Below are 18,135 nucleotides of genomic sequence, written 5' to 3'. Positions count from 1 at the left end.
TACATCGCTGACGTCCTGACGGATTACATGTCCGAACATGGGCATGAAGTTGTTTCTCCAGCGCAGATTGCGAATTCTGTCCGCGCACTATTGCCGTTCTGGGGTCACCTCGTCGTCACTGAGATCACTGAACAGACGTGCCGGGGGTATGTTCGCCAACGTCGCCACTCTATCACCGGTGAAGCGGTCGCCGCAGGAACCGTCCGAAACGACATCATCGTCTTGGCTGCGGCTATCAGGCACGATTTTCAGCAAGGTCGGCTCACGCGATTGGTCCACATCTGGATGCCACCAGCAAGCAAACGCCGGGAGCGATGGCTGACTCGTCAGGAGGCTGCCAGCCTTATACGCGCCGCTCGCAACGGGCAACACGGGCGCCGCCATTTGCCGCTGTTCATTCTGATGGGGATTTATACGGCCGCGCGGAAAGAGGCGATTCTCTCGCTTCGCTGGACTCAGGTAGACTTTGGTCGCGGCATGATCGATTTTCGGACGCCCGGCCGAGAAGCAACATCGAAGGGGCGAGCGCAGATCCCTATACCCCGGCGCCTGATGACGTTCTTGCGCTACGCTAGACGCCATTCATCACCAACAGGCTTCGTGATTCAGTATAACGGCAAGCCCATCAAGGACGTGCGGAAAGGATTCAGATTCATCTGCAAAAGGGCGGGCCTTGATGGTATATGCCCTCACACACTTCGGCACACCGCCGCAACATGGATGGTCCGCGCCGACGTCCCCTGGTGGCAGATCGCTCGATATCTTGGCCATACGACCACTCGGCAGATTGAAATGACCTACGGGCACCACCGCCCGGAGTGGCTCAGCGCGGCCGCCAGTTCCTTCGACAGACGGGCGTAACGCAACCGGATACTGCACCAACCCCAGCCCATATCGTGAAATTAAGTAGCAGTTTCAGGCATTTACTATCTGCCGGCATTAATGGGGCATCCACAGGGTCCCCAGCCAGCGTTTGGCCTGAGTGCCGTTCCAGGGCAGGTCGTCGGCCCCGACATAGTCGGCCGATGCGAATTCCTCGATCGCCAGCAGATCCGACCACTGGCGCCAGCCGACGATCGCATGGCGCTGGCCGTCGTCCGGCACATCGTTGGCGCCGAGGATCTCGAACGCCTCCAGCACCTTGTCCCGGTCGAGGCCGCCGGTACCGTCGCCGACGATCTGGTCAGCGGTTTCCATGGCGGCAATGATGAGGTCGTCGGTCTTGCGGCCGAGAGCATAGGCCCCGGCATTCGACACGATCGAGCGCTCGTCCAGATTGGTCTTCAACTCGTCGAGCTTGTCGATCCACTCGCCGGCGTAATAATCATAGAGCACACATTCCATCGGCTCGTGGTCCAGGTTCATGACCGGAACCTCGCCGTGCCGGATCTTGGTCCCGGCCGTTCCCTTGCCCACCTTCTGGAAGGTGGTGCTGACGCCCTTGACGTTGCCCTTGGACCGGACAGTCGGCCGCAACTTGGATCCGACGCGCTGGTAGGCCTCGTGCACCTCGCGTTCAAACTGCTTGACGAAGGCGCGTTCGACGGTTGTCGGCATGGTGATCGTTCCTTTGGCAGATAAAAAAAGCCCGCTCCGGACGGGGAGCGGGCGGATATGGGAATTGTGTCCGGCGGGCGATGTGGCCCGGTCAGGCGTCGGGCCCGGTCAGGCGTCGGGATAGAGTCGCTTGAAGCCTTCAGTGACCTTGCGGACGAAAGACGGGTCCTTTTCCTTCCAGTATTTCGGGTCGCGCATCATTCGGTCGAGATCTTCGTCCTTGTCCGCACCGTCGCCACCGGTCAGCACTTGTCCGGGCTTGTCCTCGCCCGTCATCATCCGATGCAGGGCCATAACGCCCTCGTAGGAGGTCGAAAGCGTTTCGACGACGTCGCCGGAGAGATTCTTGCGCCCCCATTTGAGCAGTTGGCGCGACACCTCGCGCCACCGGTCCTCGCCACCGAAAGCATCGATCAGGCGCTTCTGATCGTTTTCGGCTTTCAATTCGCCGGCGATCTCCTCGACGAACGGCATCATGCGTTCGGCGGCGAGATCATAGACAAGTTGGACCTGGCTGGTCGAAAAGCCGGCCTCGTGAAGTGTTTTCTCGATGTCCGGATCGCGCTCGAACAGCGAATGCGACAAGGCAACATCATAGCCATCGGGCGATTCCGGCACGCCCAGAGCGGCGTACAGGCGCCGCCGGTCCTCATCGGCCATGTCGGGGCCCGGCAGTGCGACCCGGTTCGTCACTGCTTCCTTCAATTTCAGATACGCGTCGGCCAGGGCCTGGGGGTCCAGCGCGCCGTCCGGGCCGGTCCGAAAAGCGGCCAACGGGTCGTCGGGGTCGCTTGACGTTCGGTCTGCCGCCCGGTCCGCCGGCTCGCCCACAGCATCCCGGGCAGGCGCACCCTGTTTCGATTCCAGAAGATTATCAGGCATTGTGTCGTGCTCCTGTGATTGGTGTGGCCGTAGTTTTCATCGATCGGCCAACGGTCGTTCGCCCGCCGCCTGCGTCAGTGCCCCGACCACCGCCTGCACGCCTGCGGCAAGCGCATCGCCTCCCTCGCCGCCCCCGACTGACGCAGTCTCGATTGCGGGACCCGGCGCGTCGTCGGGGATATCGGCGGATGGTTCGGCCGGTGGATCGGCGGGTGGATCGGCGGGTGGATCAGTCCGGGCCCTGACGATCTCGGTCGGAACACCGAAGCGTTTCGCCAGCCACCGCGCCATCGCCGGTGCGTCGACCGCCTCCATGGCAGCCGGACCCAGTGCGGCCACACTTTCCGCCCACATCATCGCACTCTGGACATCGCGCTGGGCCTGCGCCTGAGCCAGCGGAGAGCGAAATCTGAGCGACAGGATTTCGCCGTCCAGAGGCAGGTCGGGGATTTCCCCCCGCCGGCGCAGTATTGCGTGGCAACGGGATACCAGCGGCGTCAGCAATTCCGACTGAAGCCGGCCATAGGTCGCGCCGAGCAGTCGGGCCATCTGGGCGGACCGCTCCATGACTTCGGTGGCCGTCATGCGTGGTTCGTTCAACTGGGCCAATTGATCGGCGAGCAGACCGCGACGGATGCGGCTGCGCAGATCGTCCAGCACCAGTTGCGAGACATCGAAGCGTCCGGGCGCTTCAAGAGGCGTCAGCCCTTTCGAGCCGACCGCCTTGGGAATGATGGTGCCGGGCACGATGCGAACGGTCGAGGGGTTGATGACGCCGTCATCGTCGGCCTGCCAGATGCCGGTCACAGCGATCGATGCGTTGCGCAGCACGAGTTCGACGACCTTGTTGGCCGTGCGAATGTCCGGCAGCATCTTCATGACCGGCGACCGGCCATAAGCCTCGCCCGGCGCTTTCAGCCAGCGAAAGGCAACGAAAGGCGATTCCGAATAGAACCGGTCCTTCAGGATGACCGCCGGATCTTCGTTCAGGACGGCGGTGAACCGGTAGCCGCTCGTCCGGCGGTCCGGCCGCAGCGCTTCCACAACGCCGAACGTGCGACCGGGGTCGTCCAGTCCTGCGTCGATGACCGCCTCCGGAATGGCAGCGTCGGGAAACCGCCGCCTGAGTCCCTCCAAAGGCAGGTCGACGCGCCGATAGACGGTTTCCAGACGACCGTCGCCGCCCTCTTCCAGAACCGCCTCGGCCAGGGGCACCGCCGTGAATTTCAGCGCGCTGAGTTCGCCCGGCGGCGCCTCTTCGATCAACAGGCAGGCGGTTCCGCCAACAACCAGGTCGAGAAGACATTGGTGGATCTCGACGATGAAGTTGGAGCGATCGATGTGCCCCTGGAAGCCTGCCTCCATGGTATCGATCAGGTCGGCGGCGTCGACGGCGGCAGAATCCGGAACGTCAGCGCCGGCCTCGAATCCGGCCCAGCGGGCCCACGGCGGCGTCAATTGCGACAGCAGGCTGGCGGCAAGCTGGTCGACGGCATCGGGTGCCGTGCCGTCGTAAACGTCGGCAATCCCGGCCCCGCCTGCGTCTCCGCTGCTATCGCCATCGCCGCGTTGCGGCAGTGCCAGAGTATAGCAGTCACGAAGGACGGGCTCCCAATTCGCCCGCACCCCACGGGCGCGGGCGTATCGCTCTAGGATGTCGGCAGCGGTTTGCTCCGCGTCCGGCGCAATTGCGGCCGGCGGGCGGCGGTCGTTTCGAGGCCGTGACGTCATTCACTCATTCCCCCAGAAGTGATTTGCGGTCGGCGTCGGTCTTGCGCAGACCCAGAATGCCGCGCCACCCTGTCGCGACCGTGGCCGTCCGGCCGCGTTGCCGCGACTTTTGCGCTGCTTCGCGAACCGCTTTGGCCGTATCCTCTTCTTCCGGCCGATCCGACCCGGCATTTTTCCGGCTGGCATCTTCGGCGCTTTCTGGCTTTGGCTTGGCTTGCGCCTTCGGCTGCACCGGCGACGGAGCCGGCGTTACGGGGGCCGGCGTCGGCGACGGCGGAGCCGGCGCTGCGATGACCTGAGTCGGCCTCGGGCTCGGCGGCGTGAACAGATTTCCCATGTATCCTCCGGAAATTCAGGATCGAGCGGCGGCTTGCCGCGGCGTCAAAGGGGGGCGGTGTCCAGCCCGCTTCTTCGGCTCTGACTGCCGCTCGCAGTCGCCAAGACGGCGATAAAGCTGATACGGCGTCAGCACCCTGCGGTCGCGAAGCCCCACGACGCGCTTGACGGCTTCGACGCAGGTAAACGGCCCCCAGGGTGCGGACGTGGGCGGCTGGTGCCTTACCAGAGTGACAGGAATGGTGATCATGCCTTGTGCCCGATACCACGCCGGCAGATCGAACCCGCCGCCGATGGGCTGGATGCGCACATCCGTCCAGCATGAAAGCGGATCGAGCGTCAGCCAGAGCCGGCCGTTGCCGAAGACGACAAAGCAGTGCCGGAAGCCCGGGCGCAAACATCGAAGCCAGACGATCTGCGCCTGACCGCAGAAGACCACATGAATCTCCCGCCAATCCTCATCGGTCTGTGTCGCCGACACCATGCCGGAAACCGGACACGGCATGGCGCCTGCCGTCGCACCCGCGCTCATGCCACGATCCCCTTGCTGCGCAAAGCCGGCTCGATCCTGTCGAAGGCTTCGCGCCACAGGGACGACGCCTTGATCTCCTGGCGATAGTCGGGATTGGGCGCCATCAGGCGGCGGCCATAATGGGCCAGCACCAACAAGTGATCACGCAACAGTCGACGCTGGCGGTAGAGACGGTCGACGACCCGCGCAACATCGACGGGTTCACACGGCCTTGGATACAAGGCCATGCCGGCCCTGGCGCGGGCACCCGCTGCGCTGGCTTCATGAGCACGAATGAACCAGAACCAGACTTCCTCGGCCGAGGAGAAAGGGACGGTTGCGTATTCGTCTTGCGGTTTTCGAACATAACGTGAACATTGCATAGAAACGGATCCTGTACCATGATCCGGGCCACCCGGATGGTTGACTGGACTCGGCGACGGCACTAGGAATTATTGCCTTGGCTGTCGACGGCGGCTGGTTGTCGAGGTTGCGTTCTACCAAGGGCCGGTGTCGTGCCGGCGATTAATGCCGCCACAACAGTGACCGGATGCAGCGGCGATTGAGCGGTCTGCAGTCGCCATAGGACGCAATTCGCCCGCTGCGAATTCAGTTTTGGACTACTTAGGGTTGCGGTGTCAACCGTAATATGAATATTTTCCTACAGACGTAGGGCCTTTATTATGAGACAGTATTCTTATGTTTACCCATAGCGAAATGTGGCGCGGAATCGATCGGCTCGCGGAACGATGCGGCCTGTCCCCGTCCGGCCTCGCCCGCCTCTCCGGCCTCGATGCGACAGCTTTCAATCCGTCCAAGCGGCTCACCCCGATGGGCAAGACGCGATGGCCGTCGACCGAGAGTCTTGCCAAGATCCTGGCTGCGACTCATACCGAGCTGGAGGATTTCGTCGGCCTGGTGCAGTCCGGTGGCGGCGGAGAGAACGGAACGTCGAGGAACACCGGCCGGGGCGCAACACAGCGCATCCCGATCATCGGCTGCGCCCAGGCCGGCGGCGACGGGTATTTCGACGACGCCGGGTTTCCCGCCGGCACCGGTTGGGACGAGGTCCTGTTCCCTGATATCGACGATCCTCACGGCTACGCGCTGGAAATCCAGGGCGACAGCATGGAGCCCGTGTTCCGCGAGGGCGATACGATCATCGTCAGTCCGACATCCAGCATTCGGCGAGGCGACCGCGTCGTTGCCCGCACCGTCGGTGGCGAGGTCATGGCAAAGGAACTTGCCCGCCGCAGCGCAACGCGGGTGGAACTGCGGTCGTTCAATCCGGCCCACGAACCCCGCATGCTGCTGGTCCACGAAATCTCATGGATGGCCCGCATCATCTGGGCCAGCCAATAGCCCTCAATTTTGACCCCTTGCCCTCAGCCGCCATATCCCATAGGGTGCATTAGGTATATTTTCTTATTCGACATATGGCGATCCCTTTATGACCCCTTCAGATACCCGAACCGGGAGCGATGGTGCCGGTGCCGGTCTGGACGATCTGCACCGGCGGATCGACGGCACATTGAACCGAAACCATCCCGGAGCGCAGTGGCGGCGCCGGGTCGAGTGGCGCGACGGCGACCGTCAGGCAGCGGCATGCCGTCGGTCGATCGCGAAGCGGCGGCAATCGGTCGGCGCCAGTGAACCGAATTCCGACACCGACCTGAATCGCATGACCGAATGGCTTGCCAAACTTCGTGCGGCGGCGATAGAGAGAATGCGCGCTAACGAATGACGGACGGTGGTGTGACGTCCGGCCACGCGTTATGCTGACCTGACGGGACTGGCCCAATGGGCGGGTTCACGCATTGGCGGGGAGGATAATTCATGGACAGGCGCGCGCTTACCTATGTCGATGGCCAGTGGCTTGAAGGCAATCCTCCGCTTCTCGGTCCGATGACCCACGCGGTCTGGATGTCATCGATCGTTTTCGATGGGGCGCGGGCTTTCGACGGCGTCATGCCCGATCTGGACCGACATGCGGCGCGGTTGATCGACTCCGCCAAGGCTCTGGGTTTGAAGCCGCCTGTAACGGCGCAGACGGTCGAAGGCCTGGCCCGGGACACCGTCGAACGGTTCGACAAGGGCGCGCATCTCTATATCAGGCCCATGATCTACGCGGAAAACGGTTGGGTCGACCCCGATCCCGAGTCGGCGCGCTTTATCCTCACCGTATACGAGAGCCCCCTGCCCAACCCTTCAGGCATGGCCGTCTGCCTTTCCACCCGCCGACGGCCGACGCCGGAAAGCGCACCGACGGCGGCCAAAGCCTCGGCGCTCTATCCTCAGGCAGGCCTGGCGCTGATGGAGGCAAAGCGGCGTGGCTTTGAGAACGCCGTCATGCTGGATGCCCTGGGCAATGTCGCCGAACTGGCCACGGCCAATATTTTTCTGGTCAAGGGCGGCGTCGTGAAAACGCCGGTTCCGAATGGCACGTTCCTTGACGGCATCACCCGGCAACGGTGCATTTCCCTGTTGCGCGGCGCGGGCATCGAGGTCGGCGAATGCCGGATAACGCACGAGGACCTGTTGAACGCCGACGAGATTTTTTCGACCGGCAACCATGCCAAGGTCCTGCCCATATCCCGATACGAAGATCGGGATCTGCAGATCGGCCCGATGTATCGACGCCTCCGCGATGCATACTGGGACTTCGCCTTTACCGGTGCCTGATCGCAAGCCACACAACTCTGTCGTCGCCCGGCAGCCGGGAACGATCCCGCGCCTGCTGATCCTGGACGCCCTGCGCGGCATCGCCATCATCGGCATGGTCATTTACCATGCGGCGTGGGATCTCGATTTCCTGGGTCTGGCGGCATTGTCAGTCGCCACGTCAGCCGGATGGCAATGGATGGCCTATTGCGTGGCCGGTACGTTTCTGGCCGTGTCCGGTATCAGCCTTGCCCTGATGACCCACCGGCGCCTGCGTTTGCTGGCGTTCGGGCAGCGCTTCCTGCTGATCGGAGTCTGTGCTCTCGTGATCACGATCGCGACGCGCTTTCTCATGCCCGAAACCTATATCTATTTTGGAATATTGCATTCCATTGCCGTGGGCAGCGTAATCTGCCTGCTCTTTGCACGCCTGCCCTGGGCCGTGGCAGCGCTGGCCGGCATCGCTGTCCTGTGGGTCGGGACCACCGTCACGCTCCCGGCGCTGGGCGACCCGATCTGGGCATGGACAGGGTTGCAGGCCGCGCCGCCGCCGGCTTCGGATTTCGTCCCGGTTTTTCCGTGGACGGGGCTGATGCTGCTTGGCATGGCAACCGGCCAGATTTTGTCCCGGCACACGGCGATCGCGGAAACGATAGCTGCAGTCGAGCCTCGCCGTCTGCCAGGCCGGGCGCTGATCTGGCTGGGCCGGAAGAGCCTGATCATTTACATGCTCCACCAGCCGCTGCTGATCGGTGTGCTGATGGCGGTCGCGACGCTTGCCGGACCGGGGGGGCCGGACGGCCGGTCGGTCGGTGCCATCGTCGACCTCACGTCGCCGGGACAGGCGATGAATACGACGCAATTCCTATCCTCGTGCGAGACCAACTGCCGCGATGCCGGCGGCGGCGATCTCTGCACGACCTATTGCCGATGCGTGGTCACGGGTCTTCAGGACACTGAACTCTGGGAGTCCGACGGTCTTTCGGAGTCCGAAGTCATGTCCGATCCCCGGTTCCTCGACGTGATCGAGACCTGCCAGACCGGCTTTCAGGCGCCTGAGCCGGCACCCTCCCAGTAACTGGTCCAGTTACTGGCCCAGTGGCTGGCCCAGTAGCTGGCCCAGTAGCTGGCCACTTGCCCACCGATAGTGCGGTGTTTCCGATTTGGTAACGAAAAGCGCATACCTTTCGGGTTCGGCGGCGAAAGCCGCCACAATTTCCCGCGTCACCCAAATCGGCGGAACATCATGTCGAACAGTACGGCAGTAAGCAAAAGCAACGGCCAAACTTCAGGCAGCCGGCCGGCCGCCGGCAGCATCGGCGCCGCGCGCGACGTCTCTGTGGATCGCGGTCCGACCACTCAGTTCGTAACCATGACGCTCGCGGACCAGCTTTTCGGCATTCCGACCGAGGAAGTCCAGGACGTCCACCGCCTGCAGTCGATCACGCCGATCCCTCTGGCACCGCCTGAAATCGCGGGCGCCCTGAACATTCGCGGCAAGATCGTCACCGCCGTCGACCTGCGCCGGCGCCTCGGCCTGCCGACGGCCGAGAAGAAAGGCAAGGATCTGATGAGCATCGTTGCCGAGTACAACGATCACCTCTACAGCCTGCTGATCGATGAAATCGGCGAGGTCATGAGCCTGCCGGACCGCGATGTGCAAAAGAACGCCTCGACCATGGATGTTCGATGGCGCGAAATATCCGAGGGCATTTATCGCCTGGACGGGCGGCTGATGGTCCGCACCTCGGTGGCGAAACTGTTGAACTTCATGCATTGATCGACGGTTTCGACGACAGTCCGACGGATTAGATGATGCCCCACGAGACCGACAACGCGATTTCCGGTGCCGACGACAGCGATACGCCGTCTTCCGGCCATGTGACACGCGGCCTCTATAGCGGTGCGACCGCCGAGATGGTGGAGAACCTTCGCCGCGAGTTCGTGGACGAAACACTGGAACGGCTCCAGACGCTTGATACGGATCTGGCGGACCATCTCGGCGATATACGGGAGTTCTTCTTTCAGGCCCGGGGCCAGGCTCACAACTTCAATCTGCCGCTGCTCGAAGTCGTCTGCCGCCAGGCCGAGAACTATCTCTCGGCCCTGACAACGATCGACGGCCGCCGGGAAGCCGATATCCGCCGCTATCTGGACGCCGCCACCGATATCCTGGAAGGCACGATCAGCAGCGACACCGATCCCGCACAACTGATTCGCACCCTTCCCGGCCGGGTATCCGACGCTTTCTCGCCGGACTCCATCGAGATCCGCGAGGTGGAAGTGATGCTGGTCATGCATCACAATGCCCAGACCCATTTCATCGAACGGGAAGTCCAGGCCTGCGGGTATAGGGTCACCATCATCACCAGCACGCTCGAAGCCCTGGCGCATGCGACGCGGACGAAACCGGATTTCATGATCGTATCCGCCGTGATGCCCGGACTTTCAGGCATCGATCTGGTCATGGGGCTTTGTCACATGCCCGAGACGCGCAATATCCCGTTGGCATTGATTACCAGTCTGCCGGCGGAATCCGATTGGCTCCGCGTATTGCCGGACGGCATCCCCGTCATCCGGAAGGGCCAAAGCTTCGGCGACGATCTGGCGAACGCGCTCAACGAGGCCTTCCTCCTGTAAAAATCACGTAAGAGTTGCACTTTCCTGCGATTGGATGCATTCACGGTAGCGCGTTCCGCTGCCGAGAATGCCAATGTCCGATATATCGAATCCTCACGATGCGCTGTTCAGGGCGATTCTTGACGATGCAGGGCGGGCCGCCGCGCTGATCAGGGATTATTTGCCGCCGGAACTTGCAGAGTTACTCGCCGACTCGCCGCCCGACCCCGTCGACGGCAGCTATATCGATGCAAAGCTGCGCAGCACGCAAAGCGACCGTCTGTTTCGGACCGCGACCCGGTCCGGCAGCACGGCGTTCATCTATGTTCTGCTGGAACACAAGAGCCACCCGGACGCCAATACGCCCCTCCAGATCGCGGAATACATGCTGCGCATCTGGCGGCGGCACCGGTCGAACGAGGGGGGCGGGCGATTGCCCCCGATCCTGCCTCTTGTGCTCTATCACGGTGTTGCGGACTGGACGGTTCCGACCTCCCTGGCAGGCTGCATCGAAGCAGAAGGACCATTGCTGAAAGCAGCAAGCGGATTCGGGTACACGCTCCAGGACCTCAAACGGCGCGACTATGAGACACTTTCCGCCGATCACGCGGTCCGGTCCGGCCTCGCGGCACTGCGCTACGTCTTCGACCGCGCAGTATCGGTGGAAATTCTCCATCGGATCGTTCAGGACGCGCCGGATGAAGCCGTGTTCACATTGCAGATCTTCGAGTATATTGGGAACACCTACGATGTTCCGGCGGATACGCTGATCGACGTGATTCGCCGCGTCAAACCGCATAGGGAGGCCGAATTCATGGCAACACCGGCGCAACAATGGCGTGACGAAGGTCGGGTGGAAGGTCGGGTGGAAGGCCGGGACGAAGGAATCGCCCTCGGGGCCTCTGATGCCCTGATACGTTCGGTGCTTCGCACGCTCGACCTGCGATTCGGATCCGTGCCGCCATCGATCGCGACGCGCGTACGCGCCACGCCCGCGAACGACCTCGACGCATTGCTGGAGCGCGCGGTCACGGCCCCGTCACTCAGCGCCGTTTTCGACGATGGGCCGACGCATTAGCCGGAGCCACGGCCCTAATGCTCCAGGCGCTGAGACCGGGCCCGGGCGCCGCGCTCGATGGCCGCGGCCGTCAGTCTGTCGACCATGAGCTGATGGCGTAGCATCTCCAGAAAACGCAGCTCTGTCTGGCTGGCCGTTCCGTCAGCGGCGACGACGTCGCAAGCAATTGCATAGGCCGTCTCACGCAGATGCTCGGGCAGACTGACCAGGATCTGATCCATCAAGCCGTCAAGGCCTTCCTCATCCTGCATTGCAGCGATGCAGTCATCGGTCAGTTGACCGATGCGGGCCGGATCGAAGGTCTCGAACACCGGCAGAAACCGAATCATTTCCCCCAGCCTGTCGAGTTCCCGATCCGACATACCACCGTCACAAGCCGAAGCAACGACCATGGTGTATACAAGCGCGCCTTGGGCGTCCGTCATTCCCTATTCCCCTTCACGGGCCAATCTGTTGTCATTGCACACGTGACCTTAACCCCGACCTTGCCGTCATTGGATCGACCCGGGCATCGGCGTGCCAACTCCGGCTATGGTAAATACCTGTTCGATCCGCTATTCAACAATACAACGCGTTGATGGTGCAAAGGTTGGCGTACGCCTTGTCCGGAACGGGGCTGAAAAATGGTAAAATGGAGACCGATTGCGATGACGAGCGTAGCCAAATTTTTCGCGTTGACGATTACACTGGTCGCGTTCGCGGCCTGTGCGCCCACCCCAGGCCCGGTCGGAATCCAGGGTTTGGTTGAGGCCGATCCGGCAGTCGAAACGCTGGCTGAGCGCGCCGAAAATGGTGATCCGACGGCGCAGCGTCAGCTTGCGGACCGCTACTATCAAGGCGTTGATAATGTCGCGTTCGAAAATTTCGACCGCGCCGCCTATTGGTATGCCGAAGCCGCCAACCAGGGCGATCTCAAATCCCAGCGCATGATGGGGACACTCTATCGCGAGGGGCATGGCGTCGATCAGGATCTGGCGGAGGCCTACACGTGGTACCGGCGCGCCGCCGAGCAGGGCGACCCTGTGGGGCAGTACTGGACAGGCGTCGCGCTGGCCGAGTGGGACAACGCCATCGACACCGACCCGGTCGCGGCTTTCACGTGGCTCGAACTCGCCTCGCAGAGCTATGACGCCATCGCCGGCCGGGCCGCCGAAGCCCGCGACCGGCTGGCCGACGATCTCGATGCGCAGGACCTGACATGGGCGCGACTCATGGTTCGCGAGTTCAGCCCGACCACCTCCTGATCAGGAAATCGGCGGCGGTTTCCCGCCGCTGCCGACGAAGCGCTTGACCGTTTCCACCGCTTCGGCGAGGCCGCAGCGCTCGATCTCGACACCGTCGGGAAAAGCGCCATCCAGCCGGGACGGCAATCGGCTGTCGAGCACCACGAAGACTCCATGATCGTCGGCGCGCCGGACAAGACGGCCGAAAGCCTGCTTCAGTCGATAGCGGGTGATCATGTCGTCATAGCGGCCCCGGCCAAAGGCATCGCGCCGGGCACGGTGCAGGATCGTCGGACGCGGCCAGGGAACGCGGTCGAACACGATCAGCCGCAACGAGCGGCCCGGAACATCCACGCCATCCCGAAGGGCGTCGGTTCCGAACAGACAGGCATTTTCCTCACCCCGGAAGATATCGACCAGGGTCGCCAGATCCAGGCCGTCGACATGTTGGCCGAATACCGGAATCCCGGCCTCTTCCAGCGAACCGGCGACCCGGCCATGAACCGCCTTCATGCGCGAAATGGCGGTAAAGAGCGCCAGCGCCCCACCGCCGGATGCCGTCACCAGCGCCCGATAGGCCGCCGCGACCCGGTCGGGATCGTCGCGATCGACGTCGCGAACCACGATCACCCTGGTCTGTTTGGGATAGTCGAACGGCGACGGCACCCGCGCACGAATCGGCGGATTGGGATAGCGCGAGGCGCCGGTGCGATCCTCGGCAACCGTCCAGTCCGACTCGACGTCGCCGGTGCTATCGGTAAGGGTTGCCGACGTGACCAGGACGCCATGCGCATGGCTTTCCAGCGATCGTGCGAACGGCCATGTCGGATCGATCCAGTGGCGGTAAAAGCCGACATCGATCTCGCGCGACGGCAGACCCGCGTCCTGCGGAATTCTTTCGACACCGAACCAATCCACCGCGCCTTCCGGCGGCTCGTCGTTCAGCGAGCGCAGCATGTCGGACCATGCGCGGGCCTGGGTCAATGCCCTGCGGTCGATCGCCCTGGCGGCGGCATCCAGCCGGGTGCGCGACTGGGTATCGAGGCTGTCGGCCTCGTCATCAAGGCGCGCCCGAAGCCTCTCGGCCAGTGTCTTCAGCGGATCGACCAGACGGGTCAGTTCCGCGGCCAGGGTTCTGGCGGCCTCCGGCAGGCCGTCCACGATGGCAACGGCCTCCGCCTCAAGGCTATAGGGGCCGTCGCGGCCCTTGGCATGGGTGAGAACCTGGCGGCGGACGAGCGACAGGAATGCCTCCGCCGGTCCTTTCGGCTCCTCCTCGCCCCGTGACAGCCGGGCAGCCCATCCGTCCGCCGGCAGCCGGCGGGCGGCGCGGTCGATTTCGTCCAGCGCCTCCGACGCCGCCTCGTCACCGGAAAGCAGGTCCTCGACCCGGCGGCGCAAACCTCGCATGCGGCTTGACCGGCCGCCTGAATCGCCACCGACCAGCCAACGGCGCAATTCCGCCGTCTCGCCGCCGGTCAGATGCGCCGAAAACGCACTGTCCGCGGCGTCGAACAGATGGTGGCCCTCGTCAAAGACATAGCGTGACGGCAGATGCGTGTCGTCCATGCCGCCAAGGGCCGCCTGAACCATCACCAGGGCATGGTTGGCCACCACGATGCTGGCCTTGCGCGCCCGCCGGACGCTGCGTTCGATGAAGCACCGGTTGTAATGGGGGCATGCAGAATGAATGCACTCGCCGCGCCGATCCGCCAGCCCCTGGCTGCGCCCCCGGCCAACAAGATCAGGCAGCCATCCCGGGAAGTCACCGCCGCTCAGATCGCCGTCGCGGGTTTTGGCCGCCCAACGCGCCATCAGGCCAAGGGCAACGGCATAGCGGGGCTGGGTTTCAACCATCCTTACCGCCTCCTCCATATTCAGGAGGCAAAGATAATTTTCCCGGCCCTTGCGCAGCACGACCTCTCGCGCCTTGCGGGCCGGATCGGGGTGCAGTCGGTCAAGCTCGTCGTCGATCTGGTGCTGCAGATTGCGGGTATAGGTAGAGATCCACACCGCACCATCGTTGATCTCGGCCCAGACGCTGGCCGCCGCCAGATAGGCCAGGGTCTTGCCAACGCCGGTTCCGGCCTCGGACAGGACCACAGTCGGCTGCTCTTCCCACGCCTTGGGCGCAAAGGCAGCCGCCGCGGCCGAGGCATAGTCGGCCTGCTGTGGCCGGGGCTCCGCTCCGTCGCCCAACAACCGGGCGAGCCGCCGGCGGGCATCTTCGGGCATGACGGTGCGCTGGCCAGGCGGCGGTCGCGGCGCTTCGGCTTCCCACTCGGGCAGATGCGCCCAGATCTTGAACGCTTCGCCGCCACGCGACGGCTTTTCCGGCCCGGCCGGATGCCCCAGGGCGTCAAGGACCACCGGCGCCCAAAGCCAGCCGCCGCGCCCCATGGCCCACGCCATGGAGAGGGGTTCGGACGCCTCGGTTCGATCATGGGCCCGAAGGTCGATCAGCAGCCGTTCCGCCGACCGCAACAGGCTCAATGCCGCTTCTTCCAGCGATGACGGCGGCGGCAGATCGAGGGTCTCCGCCAGGCCGCGCGGCGTCGGCCGGCAAAACACGGCCGGATGAACGAAGGCAAACAACTCCAGGACATCATAGGCGGCGAAGGAATCCATGCCCAGCCGGCGGGCCATGGACCGTGCATGACAGACCATGACCGGCCGATCGTGAATCCGCGTCCGAGCCTCGGCAGGCGTTGGCATTTCGACTTCGCCCTCGGCCGTCAGAAGAACGAGTCCCGCCGCCCCGGCAACGAGGACATCGGTACCGGGAAGACGCGGCCCGCTACTCGCTGATTGCGGTGCGGCGGACTCTGGAGGCGATGGCAAAGGCGTATCGGACATGGCGGCACTATAGGTACTCCGGCGCCGGATCGAAACATGCTCATCGCGGCACGGCGTCGATCCGGTTGCCGCATCCCGCCCTGCGCACGGGCGCCATGCCCGCCGAACGCCTTTAATTTCAGACCATGGCGCTCTATAGTCCGCGCGCTGCGGCGAAACGACTGCCGCGATCGCGTATTTCGAACCAGCCAACCGCGACGGATTCCATGACCCGCCAATCAGACGAAAACGCGCCCGACTCCGGTGCCCACGAACAGGGCCCCCGGCCGCCCCACGACGAGACGGACGCCATCAAGGCACCCCGGCTGGAGAAACTGCGCGGCCTGAAGGCGGCGGGCATCGACCCGTATCCATATCGGTTCGACAAGACCGCCGATGCCGCCGCGCTGCAGGCGGACCATGCCGATCTGCCGGACGACACCCACACGGAGACGACGGTTCGGATCGCCGGACGGATACGGGCCATGCGCAATTCGGGCATGTTCATCGACCTCCACGACGCCACCGGCAAGATTCAGGTCTTCAGCCACAAGGACAACATGACCGAGGACGAGCGCGCGAAGCTCGCCTTCCTAGATCTCGGTGACCTGATCGGCGTCGAAGGACAGATCCGCCGCACCAAGCGCGGCGAACTGACGGTCGATACCCGCACCATCACCGTTCTGGCCAAGACACTGCGCCCCCTGCCGGAAAAATATCACGGCCTGACCGATGTCGAGGCGCGCTATCGTCAGCGCTATATCGACCTGATCATGAACGAGGGCAGCCGCGACACCCTGCGCAAGCGCGCGCTGCTGGTGGCGGCGATCCGCCGGATGATGACCGAACGCGGTTTCCTGGAGGTCGAAACGCCGATGCTGCACCCGATCCTGGGCGGCGCGTCGGCCAAGCCGTTCGTGACGCATCACAATGCGCTGGAAATGGACCTATACCTGCGCATCGCCCCGGAACTCTATCTGAAACGCCTTGTCGTCGGCGGCGTGTCGGAACGGGTGTTCGAAATCAACCGCAATTTCCGCAACGAGGGGCTGTCGACCCGCCACAACCCGGAATTCACGATGCTGGAGGCCTATCAGGCCTATGGCGACTATACCGACATGATGGATCTGGTCGAAGCGATCATCGGCGAAGCCGCGATCGCCGCAACCGGCGGAACCACCGTCTCGTTCAACGGCGTCGACATTCGTCTGGGCGGCCCTTACCCCCGGCGCAGCATGATCGACCTTGTCACCGACGCGACCGGGGTCGATTTCCTTTCCCTCGACGATGCGGCCCGGGCGCGCAAGGCAGCGCAGGATATGGGCATCAAGGTCGAGCCGAACGCGCTGTGGGGTCAGGTGCTGGAGGAAGTGTTCGCGGAAAAGGTCGAGCCGACGCTGATCCAGCCGGTCCACGTCACCGATATGCCGCGCGACATCTCTCCGCTGGCCAAGGGTCACCGCAGCGATCCCCGCCTGACCGAGCGGTTCGAGACCTTCATCAATACCTGGGAAGTCGCCAACGCGTTCTCGGAGTTGACCGACCCCCAGGACCAGTACGAACGCTTCAAGGCCCAGTCCGACGCCCGCGACGCCGGCGACGAGGAAGCGCAGATGATGGACATGGATTATGTCACGGCGCTGGAATACGGGCTGCCGCCGACCGGAGGGCTGGGCGTCGGCATCGACCGTCTGGCCATGCTGGTTACCGACAGCCATTCGATCCGCGATGTTATTGCGTTTCCGACGCTCCGCACGAAGAAATAGCGTATCCGTGACCCGTAGCGATACCCGCAACCAACGAAGCACCGGCGGGATGCCGATTGCCGGCGGTCAGATCCGGGCCATTGTTCTGCTGGTGATCACCGGCACCATGATCGCCGGCATGCTGGCCTCGGCCGGCGCCGCCCGGTCCGCCGGCGCCGGCACGCTCGCCACCGTCGTCTGGCAGGCGCTCGGCGGCGGCACCGTTCTGGCCCTGATCGCGTTGCCGTCGCGCCCGCAAGTCAACCGCACGCTGCTGACCTATGGTCTGCTTTCCGGACTGACGGCAATCGCCATTCCCAATCTGATGCTGTTCTGGCTGCTGGCGGAGATCAGCGCCGGCCGCGTCGCGACCGCCCTGGCCGCAACGCCGGTCATGACGGCCCTGATCGCCTGGGCTTGGCAACGAAAACCGCTTGGCGGGTTGGGTTGGGCCGGTGTGGCCGTGGGCACAGGGGGCGTCGCGCTTCTGACCGGTGCCGGAACCGAAGGCGCAATGCCGCTTTACGCACTGCTCGTGCTCGTGCTGGTGGCGCTGTCGCTTTCCTTCGGCAATGTCTATCGCACCGTCAAATGGCCGGAGGGCGCATCCGTCGCGACACTCGCCGCCGCCATGAAACTGTGCGTCGGCATTCCGCTTGCCCTCGTGCTGCTCACGACCGATCCGGCCGCCATCGTACCCGGCCCCGGCGCGCTGCCCTCCGCCGCGGCGATGGTCGCCTTTTCCGTCCTGGCCTATCTTGCCTTTTTCGCGCTTCAGCGGCACGGCGGGCCGGTCGTCCTCAGCATGGTCGGCGGCGTCATCGCCCTGGTGGGCGGCATGGCCGACTGGTTCATCGCCGGAATTCCGCCGGGCATCGGATTCGTTCCCGGCCTGGCGCTGCTGGCCGTGGGGATCGTTCTCGTCTCCCGGCGGCCGAACGCGAACGCCTGACCACC

General features: G+C 63.9%; 18 protein-coding genes and 1 pseudogene. 11 read left to right on the top strand and 8 right to left on the bottom strand.

The genetic code is table 11. From position 1 onward, the window contains the following. Positions 1–27 precede the first annotated feature (27 nt). Positions 28–861, top strand: a complete 834-nt coding sequence (locus ABZ728_RS19825) for a site-specific integrase (protein WP_366658063.1) — start codon at positions 28–30, stop codon at positions 859–861. Positions 862–942: 81 nt separating this feature from the next. Here ABZ728_RS19825 and ABZ728_RS19820 read toward each other — a convergent pair. The 6 genes and pseudogenes from ABZ728_RS19820 to ABZ728_RS19795 form a co-directional block, all read right to left on the bottom strand. Further along, positions 943–1,557, bottom strand: a pseudogene (locus ABZ728_RS19820) (phage capsid protein); the annotation flags it as partial. A gap of 108 nt (positions 1,558–1,665) precedes the next feature. Continuing rightward, positions 1,666–2,439 (bottom strand): hypothetical protein, encoded by a 774-nt coding sequence (locus ABZ728_RS19815; RefSeq protein ID WP_366658062.1) that lies wholly within the window; start codon positions 2,437–2,439, stop codon positions 1,666–1,668. A 36-nt stretch (positions 2,440–2,475) separates the two neighbouring features. Next, entirely contained in the window at positions 2,476–4,170 is a 1,695-nt protein-coding gene (locus ABZ728_RS19810; RefSeq protein ID WP_366658060.1) for a portal protein, read from the bottom strand. Positions 4,171–4,174: 4 nt separating this feature from the next. Further along, positions 4,175–4,507: a hypothetical protein gene (locus ABZ728_RS19805; RefSeq protein WP_366658058.1), complete on the bottom strand. Its 333-nt coding sequence runs from the start codon at positions 4,505–4,507 to the stop codon at positions 4,175–4,177. Positions 4,508–4,522: 15 nt separating this feature from the next. Continuing rightward, entirely contained in the window at positions 4,523–5,038 is a 516-nt protein-coding gene (locus tag ABZ728_RS19800; RefSeq protein WP_366658057.1) for a hypothetical protein, read from the bottom strand. Next, the gene (locus tag ABZ728_RS19795) at positions 5,035–5,400 is read right to left on the bottom strand and encodes a hypothetical protein (protein WP_366658056.1); all 366 of its coding nucleotides are present in this window, start codon (positions 5,398–5,400) and stop codon (positions 5,035–5,037) included. The genes ABZ728_RS19800 and ABZ728_RS19795 overlap by 4 nt, the downstream gene beginning before the upstream one ends. A gap of 316 nt (positions 5,401–5,716) precedes the next feature. On the opposite strand from ABZ728_RS19795, the gene ABZ728_RS19790 reads away from it, so the two are divergent. The 7 genes from ABZ728_RS19790 to ABZ728_RS19760 all read left to right on the top strand — a co-directional run bounded on the left by ABZ728_RS19790 (position 5,717) and on the right by ABZ728_RS19760 (position 11,375). Beyond that, entirely contained in the window at positions 5,717–6,379 is a 663-nt protein-coding gene (locus ABZ728_RS19790) for a helix-turn-helix transcriptional regulator (RefSeq protein WP_366658055.1), read from the top strand. 88 nt (positions 6,380–6,467) lie between these two features. Continuing rightward, positions 6,468–6,761 carry a hypothetical protein gene (locus ABZ728_RS19785; protein WP_366658054.1) on the top strand — a complete coding sequence of 98 codons (294 nt, stop codon included), beginning with the start codon at positions 6,468–6,470 and terminating at the stop codon, positions 6,759–6,761. A 92-nt stretch (positions 6,762–6,853) separates the two neighbouring features. After that, positions 6,854–7,699 carry a branched-chain amino acid aminotransferase gene (locus tag ABZ728_RS19780; protein ID WP_366658053.1) on the top strand — a complete coding sequence of 282 codons (846 nt, stop codon included), beginning with the start codon at positions 6,854–6,856 and terminating at the stop codon, positions 7,697–7,699. Then, a complete protein-coding gene (locus tag ABZ728_RS19775; protein ID WP_366658051.1) occupies positions 7,692–8,756 on the top strand; it encodes a heparan-alpha-glucosaminide N-acetyltransferase in 1,065 nt (354 codons plus the stop codon). The genes ABZ728_RS19780 and ABZ728_RS19775 overlap by 8 nt, the downstream gene beginning before the upstream one ends. A gap of 168 nt (positions 8,757–8,924) precedes the next feature. Continuing rightward, a complete protein-coding gene (locus ABZ728_RS19770; RefSeq protein ID WP_366658050.1) occupies positions 8,925–9,458 on the top strand; it encodes a chemotaxis protein CheW in 534 nt (177 codons plus the stop codon). Positions 9,459–9,493: 35 nt separating this feature from the next. Then, positions 9,494–10,318, top strand: a complete 825-nt coding sequence (locus ABZ728_RS19765) for a response regulator (RefSeq protein WP_366658048.1) — start codon at positions 9,494–9,496, stop codon at positions 10,316–10,318. Between the two features lie 73 nt (positions 10,319–10,391). Then, entirely contained in the window at positions 10,392–11,375 is a 984-nt protein-coding gene (locus ABZ728_RS19760) for an Rpn family recombination-promoting nuclease/putative transposase (RefSeq protein WP_366658046.1), read from the top strand. Between the two features lie 14 nt (positions 11,376–11,389). Here the strand turns inward: ABZ728_RS19760 and ABZ728_RS19755 are convergent, their stop codons facing one another. Then, on the bottom strand, positions 11,390–11,800 hold the full coding sequence (locus ABZ728_RS19755) for a tellurite resistance TerB family protein (RefSeq protein ID WP_366658045.1): 411 nt from the start codon (positions 11,798–11,800) through the stop codon (positions 11,390–11,392). 222 nt (positions 11,801–12,022) lie between these two features. On the opposite strand from ABZ728_RS19755, the gene ABZ728_RS19750 reads away from it, so the two are divergent. Next, the gene (locus ABZ728_RS19750; protein ID WP_366658043.1) at positions 12,023–12,619 is read left to right on the top strand and encodes a tetratricopeptide repeat protein; all 597 of its coding nucleotides are present in this window, start codon (positions 12,023–12,025) and stop codon (positions 12,617–12,619) included. Here ABZ728_RS19750 and ABZ728_RS19745 read toward each other — a convergent pair whose 3' ends face one another. Beyond that, positions 12,620–15,454: an ATP-dependent DNA helicase gene (locus ABZ728_RS19745; RefSeq protein ID WP_366658041.1), complete on the bottom strand. Its 2,835-nt coding sequence runs from the start codon at positions 15,452–15,454 to the stop codon at positions 12,620–12,622. A gap of 206 nt (positions 15,455–15,660) precedes the next feature. On the opposite strand from ABZ728_RS19745, the gene lysS reads away from it, so the two are divergent. Together lysS and ABZ728_RS19735 are read left to right on the top strand one after the other, a co-directional pair. Next, on the top strand, positions 15,661–17,199 hold the full coding sequence (lysS, locus tag ABZ728_RS19740; RefSeq protein WP_366658040.1) for a lysine--tRNA ligase: 1,539 nt from the start codon (positions 15,661–15,663) through the stop codon (positions 17,197–17,199). A 7-nt stretch (positions 17,200–17,206) separates the two neighbouring features. Continuing rightward, positions 17,207–18,130, top strand: coding sequence for a DMT family transporter (locus ABZ728_RS19735; RefSeq protein WP_366658039.1), 924 nt, complete (start codon positions 17,207–17,209; stop codon positions 18,128–18,130). Positions 18,131–18,135 lie beyond the last annotated feature (5 nt).

Source organism: Fodinicurvata sp. EGI_FJ10296 (assembly GCF_040712075.1).
In the GTDB taxonomy this organism is placed as follows: Bacteria; Pseudomonadota; Alphaproteobacteria; order DSM-16000; family Inquilinaceae; genus JBFCVL01.
This window is presented reverse-complemented; position numbering and strand designations above follow the sequence as displayed.